At 41.4% G+C, this 17319-nt stretch carries 19 protein-coding genes; 15 read left to right on the top strand and 4 right to left on the bottom strand.

Annotated elements, in window-relative coordinates:
* Positions 1-11: 11 nt before the first annotated feature.
* Positions 12-1292 carry an aminotransferase class V-fold PLP-dependent enzyme gene (locus RI557_RS02060; RefSeq protein ID WP_310666965.1) on the top strand — a complete coding sequence of 427 codons (1281 nt, stop codon included), beginning with the start codon at positions 12-14 and terminating at the stop codon, positions 1290-1292.
* On the opposite strand, the gene RI557_RS02055 is transcribed toward RI557_RS02060, so the two are convergent.
* Positions 1289-3739: a PAS domain S-box protein gene (locus tag RI557_RS02055; protein WP_310666964.1), complete on the bottom strand. Its 2451-nt coding sequence runs from the start codon at positions 3737-3739 to the stop codon at positions 1289-1291. The genes RI557_RS02060 and RI557_RS02055 overlap by 4 nt on opposite strands.
* Before the next feature lie 52 nt (positions 3740-3791).
* Here RI557_RS02055 and RI557_RS02050 point away from each other — a divergent pair, with 52 nt between their 5' ends.
* On the top strand, positions 3792-4535 hold the full coding sequence (locus RI557_RS02050) for a response regulator (protein ID WP_310666963.1): 744 nt from the start codon (positions 3792-3794) through the stop codon (positions 4533-4535).
* Here RI557_RS02050 and RI557_RS02045 read toward each other — a convergent pair.
* Complete coding sequence (locus tag RI557_RS02045) at positions 4532-4693, bottom strand: hypothetical protein (RefSeq protein ID WP_310666962.1); 162 nt, start codon at positions 4691-4693, stop codon at positions 4532-4534. The genes RI557_RS02050 and RI557_RS02045 overlap by 4 nt on opposite strands.
* A 64-nt stretch (positions 4694-4757) precedes the next feature.
* On the opposite strand from RI557_RS02045, the gene RI557_RS02040 reads away from it, so the two are divergent.
* Positions 4758-6599, top strand: coding sequence for a M1 family aminopeptidase (locus RI557_RS02040; protein ID WP_310666961.1), 1842 nt, complete (start codon positions 4758-4760; stop codon positions 6597-6599).
* 53 nt (positions 6600-6652) lie between these two features.
* Here RI557_RS02040 and RI557_RS02035 read toward each other — a convergent pair whose 3' ends face one another.
* Positions 6653-7120 carry a DNA starvation/stationary phase protection protein gene (locus RI557_RS02035; RefSeq protein ID WP_310666960.1) on the bottom strand — a complete coding sequence of 156 codons (468 nt, stop codon included), beginning with the start codon at positions 7118-7120 and terminating at the stop codon, positions 6653-6655.
* Positions 7121-7214: 94 nt separating this feature from the next.
* Here RI557_RS02035 and RI557_RS02030 point away from each other — a divergent pair, with 94 nt between their 5' ends.
* From RI557_RS02030 to RI557_RS01985, 10 genes are all read left to right on the top strand, one after another.
* Positions 7215-8162: a hydrogen peroxide-inducible genes activator gene (locus RI557_RS02030; RefSeq protein WP_310666959.1), complete on the top strand. Its 948-nt coding sequence runs from the start codon at positions 7215-7217 to the stop codon at positions 8160-8162.
* A gap of 36 nt (positions 8163-8198) precedes the next feature.
* On the top strand, positions 8199-9674 hold the full coding sequence (gene cysS, locus RI557_RS02025) for a cysteine--tRNA ligase (RefSeq protein ID WP_310666958.1): 1476 nt from the start codon (positions 8199-8201) through the stop codon (positions 9672-9674).
* A 36-nt stretch (positions 9675-9710) separates the two neighbouring features.
* Positions 9711-10199, top strand: coding sequence for a DinB family protein (locus RI557_RS02020; RefSeq protein WP_310681749.1), 489 nt, complete (start codon positions 9711-9713; stop codon positions 10197-10199).
* 2 nt (positions 10200-10201) lie between these two features.
* Entirely contained in the window at positions 10202-10918 is a 717-nt protein-coding gene (pepE, locus tag RI557_RS02015) for a dipeptidase PepE (protein WP_310666956.1), read from the top strand.
* Positions 10915-11610, top strand: coding sequence for a class I SAM-dependent methyltransferase (locus RI557_RS02010; protein ID WP_310681747.1), 696 nt, complete (start codon positions 10915-10917; stop codon positions 11608-11610). Before pepE ends, RI557_RS02010 begins: the two co-directional genes overlap by 4 nt.
* Positions 11611-11614: 4 nt before the next feature.
* Positions 11615-12301 (top strand): isoprenoid biosynthesis glyoxalase ElbB, encoded by a 687-nt coding sequence (gene elbB / locus RI557_RS02005; protein WP_310666954.1) that lies wholly within the window; start codon positions 11615-11617, stop codon positions 12299-12301.
* A 194-nt stretch (positions 12302-12495) separates the two neighbouring features.
* Positions 12496-12930 carry a BT0820 family HAD-type phosphatase gene (locus RI557_RS02000; RefSeq protein WP_310666953.1) on the top strand — a complete coding sequence of 145 codons (435 nt, stop codon included), beginning with the start codon at positions 12496-12498 and terminating at the stop codon, positions 12928-12930.
* Entirely contained in the window at positions 12927-13718 is a 792-nt protein-coding gene (map, locus tag RI557_RS01995; protein WP_310666952.1) for a type I methionyl aminopeptidase, read from the top strand. Before RI557_RS02000 ends, map begins: the two co-directional genes overlap by 4 nt.
* Positions 13711-14160 (top strand): 6-pyruvoyl tetrahydropterin synthase family protein, encoded by a 450-nt coding sequence (locus tag RI557_RS01990; protein WP_310681744.1) that lies wholly within the window; start codon positions 13711-13713, stop codon positions 14158-14160. The genes map and RI557_RS01990 overlap by 8 nt, the downstream gene beginning before the upstream one ends.
* On the top strand, positions 14160-14918 hold the full coding sequence (locus RI557_RS01985; protein WP_310666950.1) for a UDP-2,3-diacylglucosamine diphosphatase: 759 nt from the start codon (positions 14160-14162) through the stop codon (positions 14916-14918). Before RI557_RS01990 ends, RI557_RS01985 begins: the two co-directional genes overlap by 1 nt.
* 4 nt (positions 14919-14922) lie before the next feature.
* On the opposite strand, the gene RI557_RS01980 is transcribed toward RI557_RS01985, so the two are convergent.
* On the bottom strand, positions 14923-15111 hold the full coding sequence (locus RI557_RS01980) for a hypothetical protein (protein WP_310666949.1): 189 nt from the start codon (positions 15109-15111) through the stop codon (positions 14923-14925).
* A 219-nt stretch (positions 15112-15330) separates the two neighbouring features.
* On the opposite strand from RI557_RS01980, the gene RI557_RS01975 reads away from it, so the two are divergent.
* Together RI557_RS01975 and RI557_RS01970 are read left to right on the top strand one after the other, a co-directional pair.
* Positions 15331-15798, top strand: coding sequence for a hypothetical protein (locus tag RI557_RS01975; protein WP_310666948.1), 468 nt, complete (start codon positions 15331-15333; stop codon positions 15796-15798).
* Between the two features lie 95 nt (positions 15799-15893).
* Positions 15894-17318 (top strand): SDR family oxidoreductase, encoded by a 1425-nt coding sequence (locus RI557_RS01970; protein ID WP_310681735.1) that lies wholly within the window; start codon positions 15894-15896, stop codon positions 17316-17318.
* Position 17319 lies beyond the last annotated feature (1 nt).

Genomic DNA, 17319 nt, shown 5'->3' with positions numbered 1-17319 from the left:
ATTTTTAGACAATGACATCTCGAAGAAAATTCATTCAAAACCTAACCGCGTCAAGCGGACTACTCCTATCAGCAAGCGCAATTGCCGGCAGAGCCGAAACTTTGAACTCGGCAATTGAGGGAATTAAACAATCGCCATTTCCCGAAAAAGAAGATGTTTTTTGGAAGCAAATTCAGCTCGCTTATACCGTTTCTCCCAACTTAATAAATCTAAATAACGGTGGCGTGAGCCCGCAACCGGCTGTTGTTCAGGAGGCTGTTAAAAAATACACATCCTTCAGTAATGAAACGCCATCTTACTACATGTGGCGCGTATTGGATAAAGACAGAGAGGCGGTCAGAACCGGACTGGCTGATTTGGCAGGAACAAGTCCTGAGACAATTGCCATAAACCGCAACACAACCGAAGCCCTTGACACTGTTATTTTTGGTTTAGATCTGGAAAAAGGAGATGAAGTCGTTTTATCACACTTCGATTACCCCAATATGATGAGCGCCTGGAAACAGCGTGAAATGCGAGATGGCATAAAACTAAAATGGGTAGATTTAAAACTTCCAGAGAGCAACAAGGAAAAGATCGTTGAGCAGTACCTCGATCAAATCGGTTCAAAAACTAAAGTGTTGCATATTACGCATCTGATTAACTGGCTCGGACAGGTTGTTCCGGTAAAAGAATTATGTGAAGAAGCGAATAAAAGAGGAATCATTACTATTGTTGATGGTGCTCACACTTTTGCTCATCTCAACTTTTCTATTGCTGATTTTAACTGTGACTATTTTGGCACTTCACTTCATAAATGGCTATGCGCTCCTTTTGGCACTGGCATGTTGTACATGAATGAAGATAGAATTACAAAAACCTGGCCTCTCACTCCTGATCACGACCCCAAACGAAAAGACATAAGAAAATTCGAAAACTTAGGCACACGCTCAATTCCGTCTGAAATAGCTATCGGTTCGGCTATTGACTTCCACAACATGATTGGATCTGACCGAAAAGCGAAGAGACTTCATTTCCTCAAAAACTACTGGGCATCAAGAGCTCAGGAAATAAAGGGGATTACAATTAACACTCCGTCTAGCCCTGATCTTTCAGGTGCTTTGGCACATGTTTCTATTGAAGGAAAAACAGGAAGGGATATTGAAAGACATTTGCTTAGCAATCACCGAATTCACTGTGTGGCAATTGAATACCGCGAATTTGACGGAGTGAGAATAACACCCAATGTTTATACGGTCCAGTCAGATCTCGACAAACTACTCGATGGATTATCGGATCTGACTAAAGCCTAGCCAGGCTGATACGGGAAGGTCATGATTACTGTGGTTCCTTTTCCTTTTGCGCTATCAATTTCAATGGTGCCTTGATGCATTTCAACGAATTGCTTCATGATAACCAGGCCAAGTCCTGTTCCTTCAATTCCGGTTGTGTTCTCGGCTCTGAAAAAGGACTCAAACAAGTTTGCCTGCTCTTTTTTGGGAATCCCTATTCCGTGATCTTTAATCTTGATACTGTAAAAATCTTCATCATAGCGAATTTTAACCTCAGGGTTTGGTTTGCCTTTTGAGTACTTGAAAGCATTGGAAATAGCATTTCCCAGTATATGGCTAAACAGGCTCTCATCGAGAACCACATCTCGCCTGGATCCTTCCACAGATAACGTTACCGTTCTACCATCTTCGAGGTTGAGGTAATTCTGCTCGATAAAGTGCATGATGAAAGCCACGAGGTCTAATGGCTCTGGCGCAAACGGCATTTTATTTGCCTCGGTGCGTCCCAAAATCAACACATCATTCATAAGGTTGGTTAGTCGGCTAATTTGCACCCCTATTTTATCGCAATGCTTGACAAATGGCTTGTTGCGGTTGGCATCTAATTCATCAGCATACATTTCCATCATGTCAACACTTGATTTTATAGACGTTAGCGGTGTTCTAAATTCATGAGAAGCCATTGAAATAAAACGCGACTTAAACTCATTGAGCTCTTTCTCTTTTATGAGTGCATTTTGCATCTCTTCTTCAGCCTTTTTACGTTCTGAGATATCTCGCGTAACCGCCATTAACGAGTCTATTCCATCCTCATTTCTCAACGTCTGAATAACCGTTTCACACCAAACGGTAGATCCATCGCTTCGTTTGAGTTCAATTTGTGTTACCCCTTTCTCTATTTGCCCCTTTTTGAGCGGTTCAATAATCTCTTTTTTGATTTTGGTCACATCCCGAATATTCAAAAACTCTGATGAATTTCGACCAATTAAGTCATACGTTTCCAGGTTCAGGATATCATTGATTGATGGCGAAACGTAGTAGATAGTTCCCGTAATAGAATGTAAACTAACAAGATCACTCATCGACTCAGACATAAACCGGAAGCGTTCCTCCGTTTCCTTTTGAGCCAATTCTGCTTCCTTACGCTTATGAATATCGGTCATCGTGCCAAAAGCACCTTTGTATTTGCCATCAGGATAATACGTAATGGTGGTAAAAACCTCCATCCAGCGGTAGTTGCCATCAGTCGTTAGAAAACGAATCTCCATGTTTTCATAAGCTGATTTTTCTCTATCGCTTTGCGAAAATAGCAGCTCCCTAATTGTGTACCTATCTTCAGAATGCACATAGTTGATAAAATGCTGCCCCTGACTTTTTTCTGCACTAAAACCCGTCAACAACTCCCAGGCCGGATTCACAAATGTAAACGCCCCTTCCTCGTCAACTCTAAAAATAACCTCGTGAACAGTGTTCACCAAATTCCGGTATTCCTGTTCCTTTTTCTTGAGGTTATCGAGGTAGAGGATTTTAGAGGTAATATCGATATTTGAAGCTCTAAAAGTTTGTGGTTTTCCCGCTTTATCAAAAAGCACACTGGCTTTGGTCAGAACCCAAATATATTTCCCAAACTTATTTCGTAAACGGTATTGTAACTCAACTGAGCCGGTATCAGCAACCTCGTACGGATCTAAAATCCCCAAAACCTTTTCTCGTTCATCGGGATGAATGAGGCGTTCAAAAGCTCCTATACTTTCCTGGAGTTCTGCCGGATCGTAATTTAGCATCCTCTTAAAACTGTCAGAAAAAGTGAGCACATTATTCGATAAATCGAGTTCCCATGTTCCATCAAGGCTTTTTTCCATAGCCATGTTGAGAACCTCATCCTTCCGTTTAACCTCATCTTTAAGGACATTCAGCGTCACGCTTTGTCCAATTAGCCGAGCTACAGATTGTAAAAAGTCAACATCTCTAACGGGCCAAATTCTTTCAATCGTTTTATCGTGAAAACACATACAGCCCCAAAGGCGATCGTTAGACCAAATTGGCACATACAGAATTGATTTAAACCCCAGTGAAGCGAGCAATTTTTTCAACTCTTCGTTTCTCAGGTTCCTGACCGGCCCGTGAATGGGGTTGTTTCGTTGAAATTGCTGAATAACTTCATTTGCTACGCTCGCATCCTGAGATAAGTTTTCATCCCATTTTAATACAGGAGGATCTTCAAGTCTCAAATATTTGAGTAATGGGGTAATCCTTACTTCACCAAGGCGGTAAAATGTGTAAGTATACACTCCTGAAACGTCTGCTTCGAGCACATCAGCTGATGCCTGAAGAGCATTTTGAACAAATGTTTTCCAATTGACACCATTAGATGAGAAACGCAAAAGTTTTTGCAATACATTTGATTGCAGGAACCCCCCATCACCTAATGCCTCTTCATAAACTTGTGAGACTGTCTTTTCCGCCATAATACTATCTTTGTCACAACCTGAACCTCTGTAAAATACAAAATTTTACATTATGTCAACAATTTTAGTCATTGAAGATGATTCCGTAGTAAGAGAGAATCTTGATGAGATTCTTTCCTTCAAAGGCTACAATGTCATTTCAAGCGAAAATGGTCAACAAGGCTTGGCCATGGCAAAGAAAAGAAATCCTGACCTCATTATTTCAGATATTATGATGCCTGAAATGGATGGGTACGATTTAGTGAAGGCAATGCGGGAAGATTATGCCATGCAGGATATACCTGTTATACTGCTCACAGCCAAAACCATGACAGACTCAAAGATTAGAGGTCTTGAGATAGGTGCTGATGACTATATCACTAAGCCCTTTGAAAGTAAAGAGCTCCTGGCAAGAGTGAGTAACCTTATTGAAAGAAGAAAACAGATTAAAGCTCGCGCACTTCTTGAATCTCGTCAAACAACAGTTGAATCTACTGATGACATTTTCATGCGCAACCTTTTCGACTTTTTCCTCAATAACATTGAAAACTCTCATTTTGCAATTGAAGACGTGGTAACTGAAATGGGCTTGAGTAAAAGTACTATCCAGCGTAGAGTAAAAAATATTACCGGCAAAACCTTTAACCAGCTATTGCGTGAATTTAGACTGGAACAGGCAAAGCAAATCCTGGAGCAAAAAGGCGGAAATATCTCTGAAGTAGCCTATTCTGTTGGGTTCAACAGCATCTCATACTTCTCCTTTTCGTTTAAAAACTACTTCGGCTTTCCTCCTAATGTGATTGTACCGCGCAATTAATGAAGCTTTAATGACTTAATACGGTTTTTCAATGCCGCTTTGTCAATCTTAATATTAAGCTGCTTTTCAATGGCAGCTTTTATTTCATTGGGCTTAAACTTTGGCCGCTTCAAATACTGCGCGATAATTTCATTAATTTTACCTTCCTTATTCATCATCGCGTTTTTATAGATATAACGCAAAAACAGGCTCAATCGTTTAGTCGCCAATCAATTATTATCGATGGAAGGTATTAAAATAGCTTTTGCTTATCTCGTATTTATCGTTGCTACTTGCTCCACATCATTAGGGCAAAACTCAACCAAGGTTGATTATACCCATTGGGATTTTGACCTAACCTTGCATGACAGCCTCCTCAGCGGTAAGGTCACTCATCATTTTAAAGTTGGCACAACCATCAGCTCTTTCACTCTTCAGGCGTCAAGCACCTCGTTGAATATTGACTCTGTTCATTTTCACGGTCAGAGCCAATCCTTCAGCCATCTCAACGACACATTAGTCATACAACTTGATCAGGCTCCGGATCTGACCAGAGCCGATTCCATTACAATCTATTACAACGCAAAACCCACGTCCAACTTTCAGGACCCTTTCGTGATAGCCGAATACAACAACAAACCACTTTACTGGACACTCAGCCAACCTCTTGGCGCCAAGAACTGGTGGCCCACCCACGAACCTCTCAATGATAAAGCCGATAGTGTTTCATTTAAAATTGAAGTACCAAAAGGCCTTACCGCTTCTTCAAATGGATTACTTGTTGATAAAAAAAGTTTCGATTCCACAACTGTCTTCTCCTTTAAACACAACTATCCTATTCCGGCTTATTTAATCGCTTTTGCTGTAGGTTCCTATCAAATTCAGGAGCAACAAATCAATATGCCGTACGGAAATTTGAAAATTGAAAACTATATCCTGGAAAATGAATTTTCTAAGTTTCGTGAGGATGCAACTTTCGGATTAAAATCGTTCAACTGGTTTGATACGCTGCTCAGTGTTCCGTATCCCTATCACGAAGAAAAATACGGTCACACGCAAATGTTGCGCGGTGGCGGAATGGAGCACTCAACCAATTCATTTATGGGCAATTTTGATTTTCCGTTATATGTGCATGAATTAGCTCATCAGTGGTTCGGAAACTACATTACGTGTTCATCCTGGAAGCACATTTGGCTCAATGAAGGTATGGCTACATTTTTCCAGGGATTACTGTATGAGCGCTTTTGCGATGGCAGCCTTTGGATGCAATGGAAAGACGTAACCCGAAAAAGCATTTTAGAAAAGCCTGATGGCAGTCTCATTGTTCAGGACTCACTCAATCCATCGCGGATTTTTGATACTCGCCTTAGTTATCACAAGGGTTCGTTTGTCCTGCACATGCTCCGTAATAAAATTGGTCACAAAACTTATTTCAACGCACTCAACAACTACCTTAATGACTCTACTCTTGCCTTTTCTTACGCAAATACGCAAGATCTAAAGCAACATTTTGAAAACGCTTGCTCATGCGATTTAACTGAGTTTTTCAATGATTGGGTGTATGGTGAAGGGTATCCGTTTTACGTTATTGAATGGGAGCAAAACAGCAATAAGTTGAGTTTAGATTTAGAACAATTCCCATCTCACGAATCTGTCAGTTTTTTTGAAGCTCCGGTTGAATTGAAGCTCATTGGTTCAAAAGCTGATTCTGTCATTAAAATAACACCTGAATCACGGTTGTCATCATTTGAGTTAGCCATTCCATTTGCCATTCAAAAAATTGAATTCGATCCTGAAATCGTGCTTTTAGCTGATCACGAAATTGTTAAAAAACAGGATGTTTCTAAAACATTTGTTTTTCCCAATCCGGCTGATGAGAGTTTGAATATAAAAGTTGGCGATCCACGGGGCGGACTCCAGGGAGTTGAAGTCTATGATTTGACTGGGAAATTAATTTATGAAAGCGGCAAATTGAGTAATTTCCGAAATTTCTCTATCAACACAACAACCTGGCAGGCAGGTGTTTACATTGTGAAAACCGCATCGAATTTTGGTATTGATAAAACCCGGCTGGTCATCCAATAAGTATCGGTCAGAACCGAAAAGCTTTCACTTCCGGCTCTGACCGTAAAAGAAAATTATTTTTTCAACCAGGCGCCAACCATCCAGTTCGTTTTCTCGAGATCTGAAATCATTGGGGCGAGTAAATCCTGAGTTCCTTCGTCATCCTGCTCATCAGCAACTTCGACAGTTTCACGCATCAAACCGAGCAAATCGTTGTGCATGTTCCAAACGATTTCCATCATTTTTTGACCATCGTTTAAATCTTTAATCGGTTCAATACTAGAAGTGTTAATGTAATCACTAAACGAGTGAAGCGGAACGCCACCAACTGTTAAAATTCGCTCAGCAACTTCATCAATATTGGTGGCTGCTGTAGTGTAATACTCTTCAAATTTCACGTGTAACTCAAAGAAGTTTTGTCCTTTAATGTTCCAATGAAACCCTCTAATGTTTTGATAAAAAACCTGATAAGTTGAAAGCAACTCATTCAGTTTTTCAATAGTTTTAGAATGATCGCCATTTAAGTTAATATACTGTTTCATAATTCTTTTTTTTAGTTCACTTCAAAGATAACGATACTTGATGTATAAAAGAAATTGAATAGTTTTATCGCATCATTATTTTATCTTATGCTTTATGACATTAGTACAACTCGAATATATAATTGCCATAGCTGAATCGGGCAGTTTTGTTGAAGCTGCAAACAGGAGCTTTGTGACTCAACCGGCTCTTACCACGCAAGTTAAAAACCTTGAAAGAGAACTGGATGTCGTTTTATTTGACCGAACCCGAAAACCGATCATTCCAACTGAGGTTGGCGCTCAAATTATTGAACAGGCTAAAGAAGTGGTTCAGCAATCGAGAAAAATTCCTGATATCGTATCAGAATTCAATACTGATATAAAAGGAAATTTAACCCTCGGAATAATCCCCACAATTTCACCTTATCTAATTCCGCATTTCATCAACGACTTCAACAGCAAGCACCCGAAAGTAAACATCAATGTTCGCGAAGAAATTACTGAAGAGACCATTTCAAAAATCAAAAACGGTGATCTCGATGCCGGAATTATTGCGACTCCGGTAGATACGAAAGGCGTTATTTTCATTCCGCTCTATTATGAGAAATTTTACGCTTATGTATCGCCAAGTCACCCGGCTTATTACAAAGACGAATTATCGAGAAATGACTTACGTGTTGATGAGCTTTGGCTACTAAAAGAGGGAAACTGCTTCAGGAATCAGGTTATTAATATTTGCAGCGATCGCGAAGAACAGGAGTTCAAAAATCATTTTCGCTATGAGAGTCATTCGATAGAGTCTCTAAAACGAATTGTCGAAATCAAAAACGGCATGACACTCATTCCCGAATTGGCAGCAGACAACATTCCAAAACGAAAAATGGACATGCTCAAGAAAATTCCCGATGTCAATCCATACAGGGAAATCAGCCTGGTTGTGAGTCGTCAATTTCTCAAAAAACGGCTGATCGACTCGCTTAAAAACACGATTCTGGAAAAGTTGCCGCGTAATATGACGCAAAAACCTGAAGGATTCATCATCGACACAAACATTAAAGTGTAAAATGCGGTTTATCTTTGAACCAAAATTTTTCGATTTATGTCAAAGCTTCAAATGTTCAACTCGCGCAGCCGGGAAAAGGAAACCTTTAAACCGATAAACCCTGAACACATTGGAATGTATGTTTGTGGTCCCACGGTTTATGGAGATCCTCATCTTGGTCATGCTCGCAGTAACGTTTCATTTGATATCGTTTTTCGCTATTTACAATACCTCGGTTACAAAGTTCGCTATGTCCGTAACATTACAGATGTTGGACACCTCGAAAGCGATGCCGATGAAGGCGAAGACAAAGTGGCAAAAAAAGCTCGCGTTGAAAAACTGGAGCCGATGGAAATCGTTCAACGCTACACGATCGAGTATCACGATCGCATGCGCGAACTCAATTCGCTTCCTCCATCTATAGAGCCATCAGCGAGTGGGCACATCATTGAGCAGATCAACATCGTAAAGAAAATACTTGAAAACGGTTACGCTTACGAATCAAACGGATCTGTGTATTTCGATGTACAGAAATACGCCAAAGACTTCAAGTACGGAGAGCTTTCAGGCAAAAAACTGGAAGACATGCTCGAAGGAACCCGTGAACTCGAAGGTCAGGCAGAGAAACACAGTAGCGTGGATTTCGCAATATGGAAGCAAGCCAAACCAGAACACATCATGCAGTGGGATTCCCCGTGGGGAAAAGGTTTTCCCGGCTGGCACCTCGAGTGTACGGCAATGAGCACTAAATATTTAGGTAATCACTTTGATATTCACTGTGGCGGAATGGATCTACAATTTCCTCACCACGAAGCTGAAATCGCACAAAACAACGGATCTTACGGAGAAGAGCCCTGCAATTACTGGTTGCACAATAACATGCTCACAATCGAGGGCAAGAAAATGGGTAAATCCCTCGGCAACTTCATAACACTAAAAGAACTTTTTGACGGAGATCACAAGTTGCTCGAGCAGCCATATCACCCAATGACTGTCCGCTTTTTTATGCTTCAGGCGCACTATCGCAGTACCCTCGACTTTTCTAATGAAGCACTCAAGGCGGCAGAGAAAGGTTTTAGCCGATTGATGAAAGCCTATTCAATTCTGGAAAAGACTGAGCCGGGAAAGGAATCAAAATCTGTTTTGAATTTAGAAAAGTTCAAAGAAAACTGCCTTAGCGCACTCAATGATGATTTTAATACGCCCGTTTTAATCGCCCATTTGTTTGAAGCTGTAAAGCATATCAATGCACTCGACCAGGGAAATGCAACACTCAATGAAGAGGATCTCAATCAGTTCAAAACCTTCGTTGGAGACATGCTTTTCACAGTGCTCGGACTAAAACGTATTAATACCGACAACACCGACTCAAACGACCTCGTTGAAGGACTCATGGAGCTCATCATCGATCTCAGAACCCGCGCCAAGCAAGCAAAGGATTACGACACAGCCGATGCCATTCGCGATCGATTAAACGAGATGAGCGTGCAGCTCAAGGACAGTAAAGAAGGAACTAGTTGGGAGGTTTCGTAAGCTTGTTGTAATTTCGGTCAGAACCAAACAGACCGCATGACAGGCGAAAAGATTCTCGAAAAACAGGTCCTCGACACCTGGATGATCAATCACAAAACCAACCTCAAACTCATCCATGAGCTCGAGGAAGACTGGCTCGATTTTACCACATCAAAGCGCGGAGGTGGCAAAATTGGTCATCAACTGGCACACATGTACAATGTGCGTTACTGGAAGCTCGAAAACCTCGATAAGTCGCTAATTGCGGATCTGACCACAGTTAAGGCCGGTGATGAAAAAACAAAAGAACTGCTGATTGATCTACATGAACAATCAACCGATTTTTTGTGTAGCATATTCAGCGATGCCGCACGCAATGATGGTCAATTGAAAAAAGGCTGGAAACGCGGACTAATCCCACTTCTTGGATACTTTATTCATCACGAGGCTCACCATCGCGGCAATATTCTTTTGACGCTCAAATTATCAGGGATAAAATTATCAAACGACCTAAAGTACGGACTTTGGGAATGGCAAAAAATATAAAGATGACAAATAGAAATCTACTTATCGTTTCAACTTCAAAAGTCCACGGAAGCGGCTACATGGAATACATTCAGGACCAGGTAGCTGAACACTTCAAAAACTGCAAAAAAGTGACATTCATCCCTTTCGCAAGGCCGGGCGGCATTTCACATGATGAATACACCAAAATAGCTTCAGATGCATTTGATAAAATTGGCGTTGAAGTGCGCGGTGCTCACACATTTGAATCTACTCGAGAAGCTGTAAACTGGGCAGATGGCCTTTTTACAGGAGGCGGAAACACATTCGTTCTCCTCACACAGCTGTATAAGCTAGGATTTATAGAACACATTCAGAACGCAGTTGAATCAGGAAAGCCGTATATGGGCTCAAGTGCCGGATCAAACATAACAGGAACAACAATCAGCACAACGAATGACATGCCCATTATGTATCCGCCAACCTTTGACGCCTTGCAGCTCGTTCCGTTCAATATCAACCCACATTACCTCGATCCCGATCCCGGGAGCAAGCACATGGGTGAAACGCGAGAAACGAGAATTAAAGAATTCCACGCTTACAACGATCAACCGGTAGTTGGCTTGCGAGAAGGTTCGGCTTTGATCGTGAAAGGGAACGATATCAAAATCTTTGGAGATCATCCTGTAAGGATTTTTGAAAAAGGCAAACAACCTTATGAAATTGAATCCACTGAAAACCTCAACTTTTTGGTGCAATGAAAGAAAAGGAGCTAAAAAAGAAAGTCTTTGAATGGGATACTGAATCCTGGTCTAAGGCTTTTGAGCTATGGGATGAAGCACTTAAAAACATCACTCCCGGAAAAGCGCTTGAGCTGGGAGGCAGACGCGGTGGTCCATCGTTATATTTAGCTTCAAAAGGATTTGATGTTCTCTGCACAGATATCAACAAAGACTTTCTCGATCAAGCCAGAGCCTTTCATCAAAAAGAAGGTGTATCAGATCGGGTAAAATACGAAAGCTTTGATGCCCTCAATATTCATTATGAAAAAGAATTTGATGTCGTGATTTTCAAGTCCATTTTGGGCGGAATCGATCGCGATAACAAGTATTACAAAGAATCTCATAAGAAGATTTTAAAGCAGATTCACAAAGCTTTAAAACCCGGTGGCTATTTACTTTTTGCTGAGAACTTAAAAGGATCTAAACTCCACCTGACAGCTCGTGAAAAATTACGCAAATGGGGAGATACCTGGCGCTATCTCGATCATCACGATCTCGATGAATACTTTGAACCATACTCTGAAGTGAAAATCAAGACAAGCGGTTTTCCGGGAGCATTTGGGCTCAATGAAAGCATGAAAAATACATTTGGTAAAATCGATGGATTATTATTAAATTCCATCACCCCAAAAAGCTGGAAATACATAGCATACGGATACGCAAAAAAATAAAATTATGGCAAAGAAAATAGGTGTACTACTATCTGGAAATGGCGTTTTTGACGGAAGCGAAATTCACGAATCCAGTTTTACTTTACTGGCATTGGAACAAAAGGGAGCAGAAACTGTTTGTCTGGCTCCTGATGTTGACCAACACCACGTGATCAACCACACGAACGGTGAAGAAATGGATGAGAAACGCAATGTACTCATCGAATCGGCTCGCATTGCACGTGGCGAAATTGAAGATGTGGCCAAAGCCGACCTCTCACAGCTCGATGCGCTTGCGATTCCGGGTGGCTTTGGAACAGCTAAAAACCACACTAAATGGGCATTCAGCGGCCCCGATGGCGAAATAGTACCCGAAGTAAAAAAAGCAATTCTCCACTTTATTGAAAACAAAAAACCTATACTCGGCTTGTGTATGGGTCCCACAACAATTGCTAAGGCACTTCAGGGAAGCGATATTCATGCAAAACTCACAGTCGGAACCGACAAGGAAAAGTCCCCTTACGACATTGCCGGCATTTCACAGGGAATGGAAAAAACCGGTGCTGCTGTTGAAATGAAAACCATCCGTGAGGTTCTGACCGATAAAGAAAATAAAATTGTTACTGCTCCCTGTTACATGATGGAAGCTTCCATCACTGAGGTGCACGATAATGTTCAGGATGCAGTTGAGGAACTGTATCGCTTATTATAGGAATAGGGGGTGTATCAATACCGAAAAATCTACCATTTTCCGGTATTAAAAGGCTATTCATTAAATGTTAAATAGCTGATTTAGGGAGCTTAGCATATTACAATAACCTGAATTTTTTTAAATTTTACAACGCCTTTTGACACACCCCCTCTACCAAAACCTTTCTTTTCCCTTACTTCATTACCTTTGCCGCCATGTTTGAGAATCAACTCACAATAGCTGTTGATTTTGACGGAACCATCGTTGACGATGATTATCCGCGCATAGGTAAGCCCAAAATGTTTGCTTTTGACACACTCAAGATGCTTCAAAACAAGCATCACAAGCTCATTTTATGGACTTACAGGCACGGAAAACGACTCGATGAAGCAGTCGAATTTTGTAGAGAGCACGGCATTGAATTTCACGCGGTAAACAAGAGTTTCCCTGAAGAGGTTTTCGATCAGAACCAATCGAGCCGTAAGATTCACGCTGATGTTTTCATCGATGACCGCAACTTTGGTGGTTTCCCGGGATGGGGAAAGATATACCAGGAAATTGAAGGTAATCCGCAGCAATTGGAAATGCTTCAAAAACAAAATCAAAAAAGAGGGATTATGTCTCTCTTCAAGAAGCGAAAGAAGAAATGATTATATACAAAACACGAGAGGAAATTGAACTGCTCCGCAAAGCAGCACAGGTTGTATCGCGCACACTTGGAAAAGTAGCTGAAAAAATTGAGCCGGGAGTTACTCCACTCGAGCTCGATCGTTTAGCTGAAGATTACATCCGTTCGCAAAATGCTGTTCCTGGGTTTTTGGGGCTCTATGATTTTCCAAACTCACTTTGCATTTCAAAAAACGAGCAGGTTGTTCACGGTATACCAGACAATACGCCTCTCAAAGAAGGAGACATCGTTTCTATAGACTGTGGCGCTATACTCGATGGATACTATGGCGATCACGCATTTACGTTTGCTGTAGGTGAAGTGGATGATGAAACGCAAAAATTGCTTGATGTAACAAAAGAATGCCTCTACCTCGGAATCGAAGAGTGCAGAGCCGGTAGTCGTCTTGGTGATATTGGCTTTGCTGTTCAGAACCATGCCGAAAAACACGGATACGGAGTTGTTCGTGAACTCGTAGGTCACGGGATAGGGAAAGAAATGCACGAAGAACCTCAGGTTCCGAATTACGGAAAACGCGGTCGGGGTAAAAAGCTCAAAGAAGGACTCGTAGTCGCAATAGAACCGATGATCAACATGGGAACAAAAGCGATCAAACAACTCGATGACGGCTGGACGATTATCACGCGTGATAAAAAGCCCTCAGCACACTTTGAGCACGATGTAGCTATCGTTGATGGAAAACCAGATATCCTTTCTACTTTCGATTACGTTAACGAAGCATTAGAGAAAAAAGCGAAAGTTCATGGCTAAGCTGAGAGTTACCAAACAGTTCGACTGGGAAATGGCGCACGCTCTTGATGGGCACGATGGAAAATGCCACAACATTCACGGGCACACATATGAGCTATCAGTAACTTTCCTGGGCACTCCAAACGATGATCCCGGAAATCCTAAAGACGGAATGGTCATCGATTTTTCTGATCTCAAATCCATTGTCAAAGACAACATCGTAAAGCGATTTGATCACGCACTTGTGCTCCGTAACAACTCTCGCTTTTTGAATAAAATAACTGAAGATGATAACGAGCGTCTCATTCTCACAGATTATCAACCAACCTGTGAAATGATGTTACTCGAATACGTTGAAATCATTCAGAGCCAATTAAAAGGCGTACAAAACGTTTCACTCCACAGCGCACGGTTAAGAGAAACCAAAACCAGTTTTGCCGAGTGGTTTGCCAATGACAACTGATGAATTTAGAGCCCGGAAAGAAGATATATTTCGCCTCAGACCAGCACTTTGGGGCACCAAATCCTGCCGAAAGCAAAAAGCGGGAAACACACTTTATTCAGTGGCTCGATGAAATCAAAAACGACTGTCAGATCCTGTATCTCGTAGGCGATCTCTTCGACTTTTGGTTTGAATACAAAACAGTTGCTCCACGTGGTCATGTAAGGCTATTAGGTAAGCTAGCAGAACTATCAGACAGCGGAATTAAAATTCACTTTTTTACCGGCAATCACGACATGTGGGTTTTCGATTACCTCCCTGAAGAAATTGGGATGGAGCTACATCACGAGCCCATCGAAAAAGAGTACAACGGCAAACAGTTCTACATTGCCCATGGTGATGGGCTGGGACCGGGAGATCACGGCTATAAATTCATCAAGAAAGTTTTCAGGAATAAGCTCTGTCAGTGGTTATTTGCACGGTTACACCCAAACTTCGGCATCGGGTTAGCAAATTACTTTTCCAGGAGCAGTAGAGCTGCAACGGGAGATAACGACAAAACCTATCTGGGTGAGGAAAACGAATGGCTCGCTATTTACGCTAAAGAAAAACTGCAGGAAAAACACTACGATTACTTCGTATTTGGGCATCGTCACCTGCCCCTGGATCTGACCGTTGGTGAAAATAGTCGTTATATCAACCTCGGTGATTGGATCTCAGATTTCACTTATGCCATTTTTGATGGCTCCAAGCTTACTTTAGAGGAATATCCTCTTTGATAGCTTAGTTTAAAGCTGACCATTTTTCAATCATTTTCCTCACATCGTCATTTGATATCGTTTTACCTTCCTCTGATTCTTTAATCCCCATCTCGACTTTCTCAACAAATATTAATTGGTCAATTAGCTCATCAATTGTGAATGAGTCTGGCAGGTTATCGATTGATTGCATTAAAGTCCTCTTGGTCAGCATAAATTTGCTTATTGGTATTAGCTAATAAATATAACAATTGCTACTAATATACGGGCCTTGTAAATAAAAGTAAATGTTACGCAAATCTTAACACACTACATACAATTGAATATCAAAACTTTATGTTGTTTTACAAACCCGCAACCACTCGTGATGTTACCCCAATGTTAACTCAATGTAAATTTTATTCGTATATTTGAATAGAAATAAAGGATGATTATGAAAAAGATAGGTGGAATATTAGTAGGTTTATTAGTTGTAGTTGGATTACAGGCAATGGCTCAGGGGCCAAACAATCAAAAAGATTGTGATGTTGTGAGCGCTAAATTTGTTGGCGAAAACAACCTTCAAAATGGCTCTGACCAATTTTACGTTTGCAACGATGTTGAAGATTTTGAACTGAGCCAGGATGGCGATTTAATGCTGGTTACTTACCATGATGATAATGGTAACGTTACTGAAAAAGGAACACTCAAAAATGGCGAACTCCACGGAAAGTGGATTAGCTACAACGAAAATGGTGATGTGACCCAAATGGCACATTATAATAACGGTAAAAAAGATGGCATTTGGTTCGTTTGGAAAGATAACGGCAGTACGCTGTTAGAAATCAAATACGATAACAACGAACTCAAAGGAAGTCACACCTGGGCTATCGAAAAGCGCCAGGTGGCGGCAGCAGAATAACTTATATTCTGTGACAGATTGAAGCGGGCTGGTGAAAGGGCCCGCTTTTTTTATGCCTGTTTAAACTTTTCCCTCTCTAAACTCCTTCTATTAATATGAGAATTCTCCTAACAGGCGCAACAGGTTACATCGGTAAAAGGCTACTCCCCGAACTACTCAAAAAAGATCACGAGGTAATATGTGTAGTTCGGGATAAAAGTAGATTCATCATTCCATCAGGACATGAATCAAAGATTGATGTTGTAGAACACGACTTCTTAAACCCTTTTCCTGATAACAAATCGCTCAACTTTGATAAAGCTTACTACCTACTCCACTCAATGAGTGGAAACACAAGAGGGTTTGAAGACAAAGAAAAAACTTGTGCAGAGAACTTCACTGAATTAGCTGATCGTGCAAATTGCGAACAAATCATTTACCTGAGCGGACTCACAAATCAAGAGGAACTATCAAAGCATTTGGAGTCACGTAAAATGGTAGAATACATCCTCCAAAAAGCAAAAGCTCCTCTCACAACATTAAAAGCAGGAATCATCGTGGGAAGCGGAAGCGCTTCTTTCGAGATCATCCGCGACCTGGTAGAAAAACTCCCTGTAATGGTAGCGCCAAAGTGGATCAACACTCGCTGCCAACCAATCGCAATACGAAATGTGATTCAGTATTTGACAGGAGTCATCGAGCACGATGAGTGTAAGGGAAACAGCTACGACATTGGTGGGCCGGAAGTACTCACCTATCGTGAAATGTTGCTCGGCTATGCAAAATCGAGGCGCCTCAATAGAAAAATCATTTCTGTTCCGATCATGACTCCGCGACTCTCGAGTAGATGGCTTTATTTCGTTACTTCAACAACTTATAACCTGGCAGTGAACCTTGTCGACAGTATGAAAGTGGAGGTCGTGTGTGAAGAAAACCGCATTCGCGAAGTCATCCAAACAGACCTGCTCACCTATAAAGAAAGTATCGACTTAGCTTTTTCCCGTATTGGTCAGAACCTGGTAGCGAGCAGCTGGAAGGATTCCTTCGTAGCCGGAAATGCCACCTATGATCTACAGGATTTTGTTGAAGTTCCTCAATACGGCTGTTTTAAGGACATCAAGAAAAAAACAGCTCCAGACAGGGAGAAAACGATCAATAATGTATTTGCTATTGGCGGAAACCGAGGCTGGTATTACGGAAACTCGCTCTGGAAGCTTCGCGGCCTTTTGGACAAGCTCGTGGGAGGAGTGGGACTAAGACGAGGACGCACCAACCAAACCCGAATTGACGAAGGTGATGTAATTGATTTTTGGCGTGTGATTGTTGCCAATAGAGACAAAGGACGTTTGCTACTCTACGCTGAAATGAAACTACCAGGTGAAGCCTGGCTCGAATTCAATATGGAAGGTGGAAAACTCGTGCAAACAGCGACATTTCGTCCACGCGGTATAGCCGGCAGACTTTACTGGTACACCATGCTTCCTTTTCATGCTTTTATTTTCAGGGGAATGTTACGAAATCTTGTGGAGTACAAGCAGTAAC

It is taken from the genome of Salibacter sp., from assembly GCF_031581065.1.
In the GTDB taxonomy this organism is placed as follows: domain Bacteria; phylum Bacteroidota; class Bacteroidia; order Flavobacteriales_G; family Salibacteraceae; genus Salibacter.
This window is presented reverse-complemented; position numbering and strand designations above follow the sequence as displayed.

Excerpts from the sequence above, each read along its gene's own strand:
- RI557_RS02020 (WP_310681749.1), top strand. The coding sequence starts at position 9,711 with ATGACAGGCGAAAAGATTCTCGAAAAACAGGTCCTCGACACCTGGATG.
- RI557_RS02030 (WP_310666959.1), top strand. The coding sequence starts at position 7,215 with ATGACATTAGTACAACTCGAATATATAATTGCCATAGCTGAATCGGGC.
- RI557_RS01970 (WP_310681735.1), top strand. The coding sequence starts at position 15,894 with ATGAGAATTCTCCTAACAGGCGCAACAGGTTACATCGGTAAAAGGCTA.
- RI557_RS02000 (WP_310666953.1), top strand. The coding sequence starts at position 12,496 with ATGTTTGAGAATCAACTCACAATAGCTGTTGATTTTGACGGAACCATC.
- RI557_RS01985 (WP_310666950.1), top strand. The coding sequence starts at position 14,160 with ATGAATTTAGAGCCCGGAAAGAAGATATATTTCGCCTCAGACCAGCAC.
- RI557_RS02040 (WP_310666961.1), top strand. The coding sequence starts at position 4,758 with ATGGAAGGTATTAAAATAGCTTTTGCTTATCTCGTATTTATCGTTGCT.
- map (WP_310666952.1), top strand. The coding sequence starts at position 12,927 with ATGATTATATACAAAACACGAGAGGAAATTGAACTGCTCCGCAAAGCA.
- RI557_RS02050 (WP_310666963.1), top strand. The coding sequence starts at position 3,792 with ATGTCAACAATTTTAGTCATTGAAGATGATTCCGTAGTAAGAGAGAAT.
- RI557_RS01990 (WP_310681744.1), top strand. The coding sequence starts at position 13,711 with ATGGCTAAGCTGAGAGTTACCAAACAGTTCGACTGGGAAATGGCGCAC.
- RI557_RS02035 (WP_310666960.1), bottom strand. The coding sequence starts at position 7,120 with ATGAAACAGTATATTAACTTAAATGGCGATCATTCTAAAACTATTGAA.
- RI557_RS01980 (WP_310666949.1), bottom strand. The coding sequence starts at position 15,111 with ATGCTGACCAAGAGGACTTTAATGCAATCAATCGATAACCTGCCAGAC.
- RI557_RS02010 (WP_310681747.1), top strand. The coding sequence starts at position 10,915 with ATGAAAGAAAAGGAGCTAAAAAAGAAAGTCTTTGAATGGGATACTGAA.
- RI557_RS02060 (WP_310666965.1), top strand. The coding sequence starts at position 12 with ATGACATCTCGAAGAAAATTCATTCAAAACCTAACCGCGTCAAGCGGA.
- pepE (WP_310666956.1), top strand. The coding sequence starts at position 10,202 with ATGACAAATAGAAATCTACTTATCGTTTCAACTTCAAAAGTCCACGGA.
- RI557_RS02055 (WP_310666964.1), bottom strand. The coding sequence starts at position 3,739 with ATGGCGGAAAAGACAGTCTCACAAGTTTATGAAGAGGCATTAGGTGAT.
- RI557_RS02045 (WP_310666962.1), bottom strand. The coding sequence starts at position 4,693 with ATGATGAATAAGGAAGGTAAAATTAATGAAATTATCGCGCAGTATTTG.
- RI557_RS01975 (WP_310666948.1), top strand. The coding sequence starts at position 15,331 with ATGAAAAAGATAGGTGGAATATTAGTAGGTTTATTAGTTGTAGTTGGA.
- elbB (WP_310666954.1), top strand. The coding sequence starts at position 11,615 with ATGGCAAAGAAAATAGGTGTACTACTATCTGGAAATGGCGTTTTTGAC.
- cysS (WP_310666958.1), top strand. The coding sequence starts at position 8,199 with ATGTCAAAGCTTCAAATGTTCAACTCGCGCAGCCGGGAAAAGGAAACC.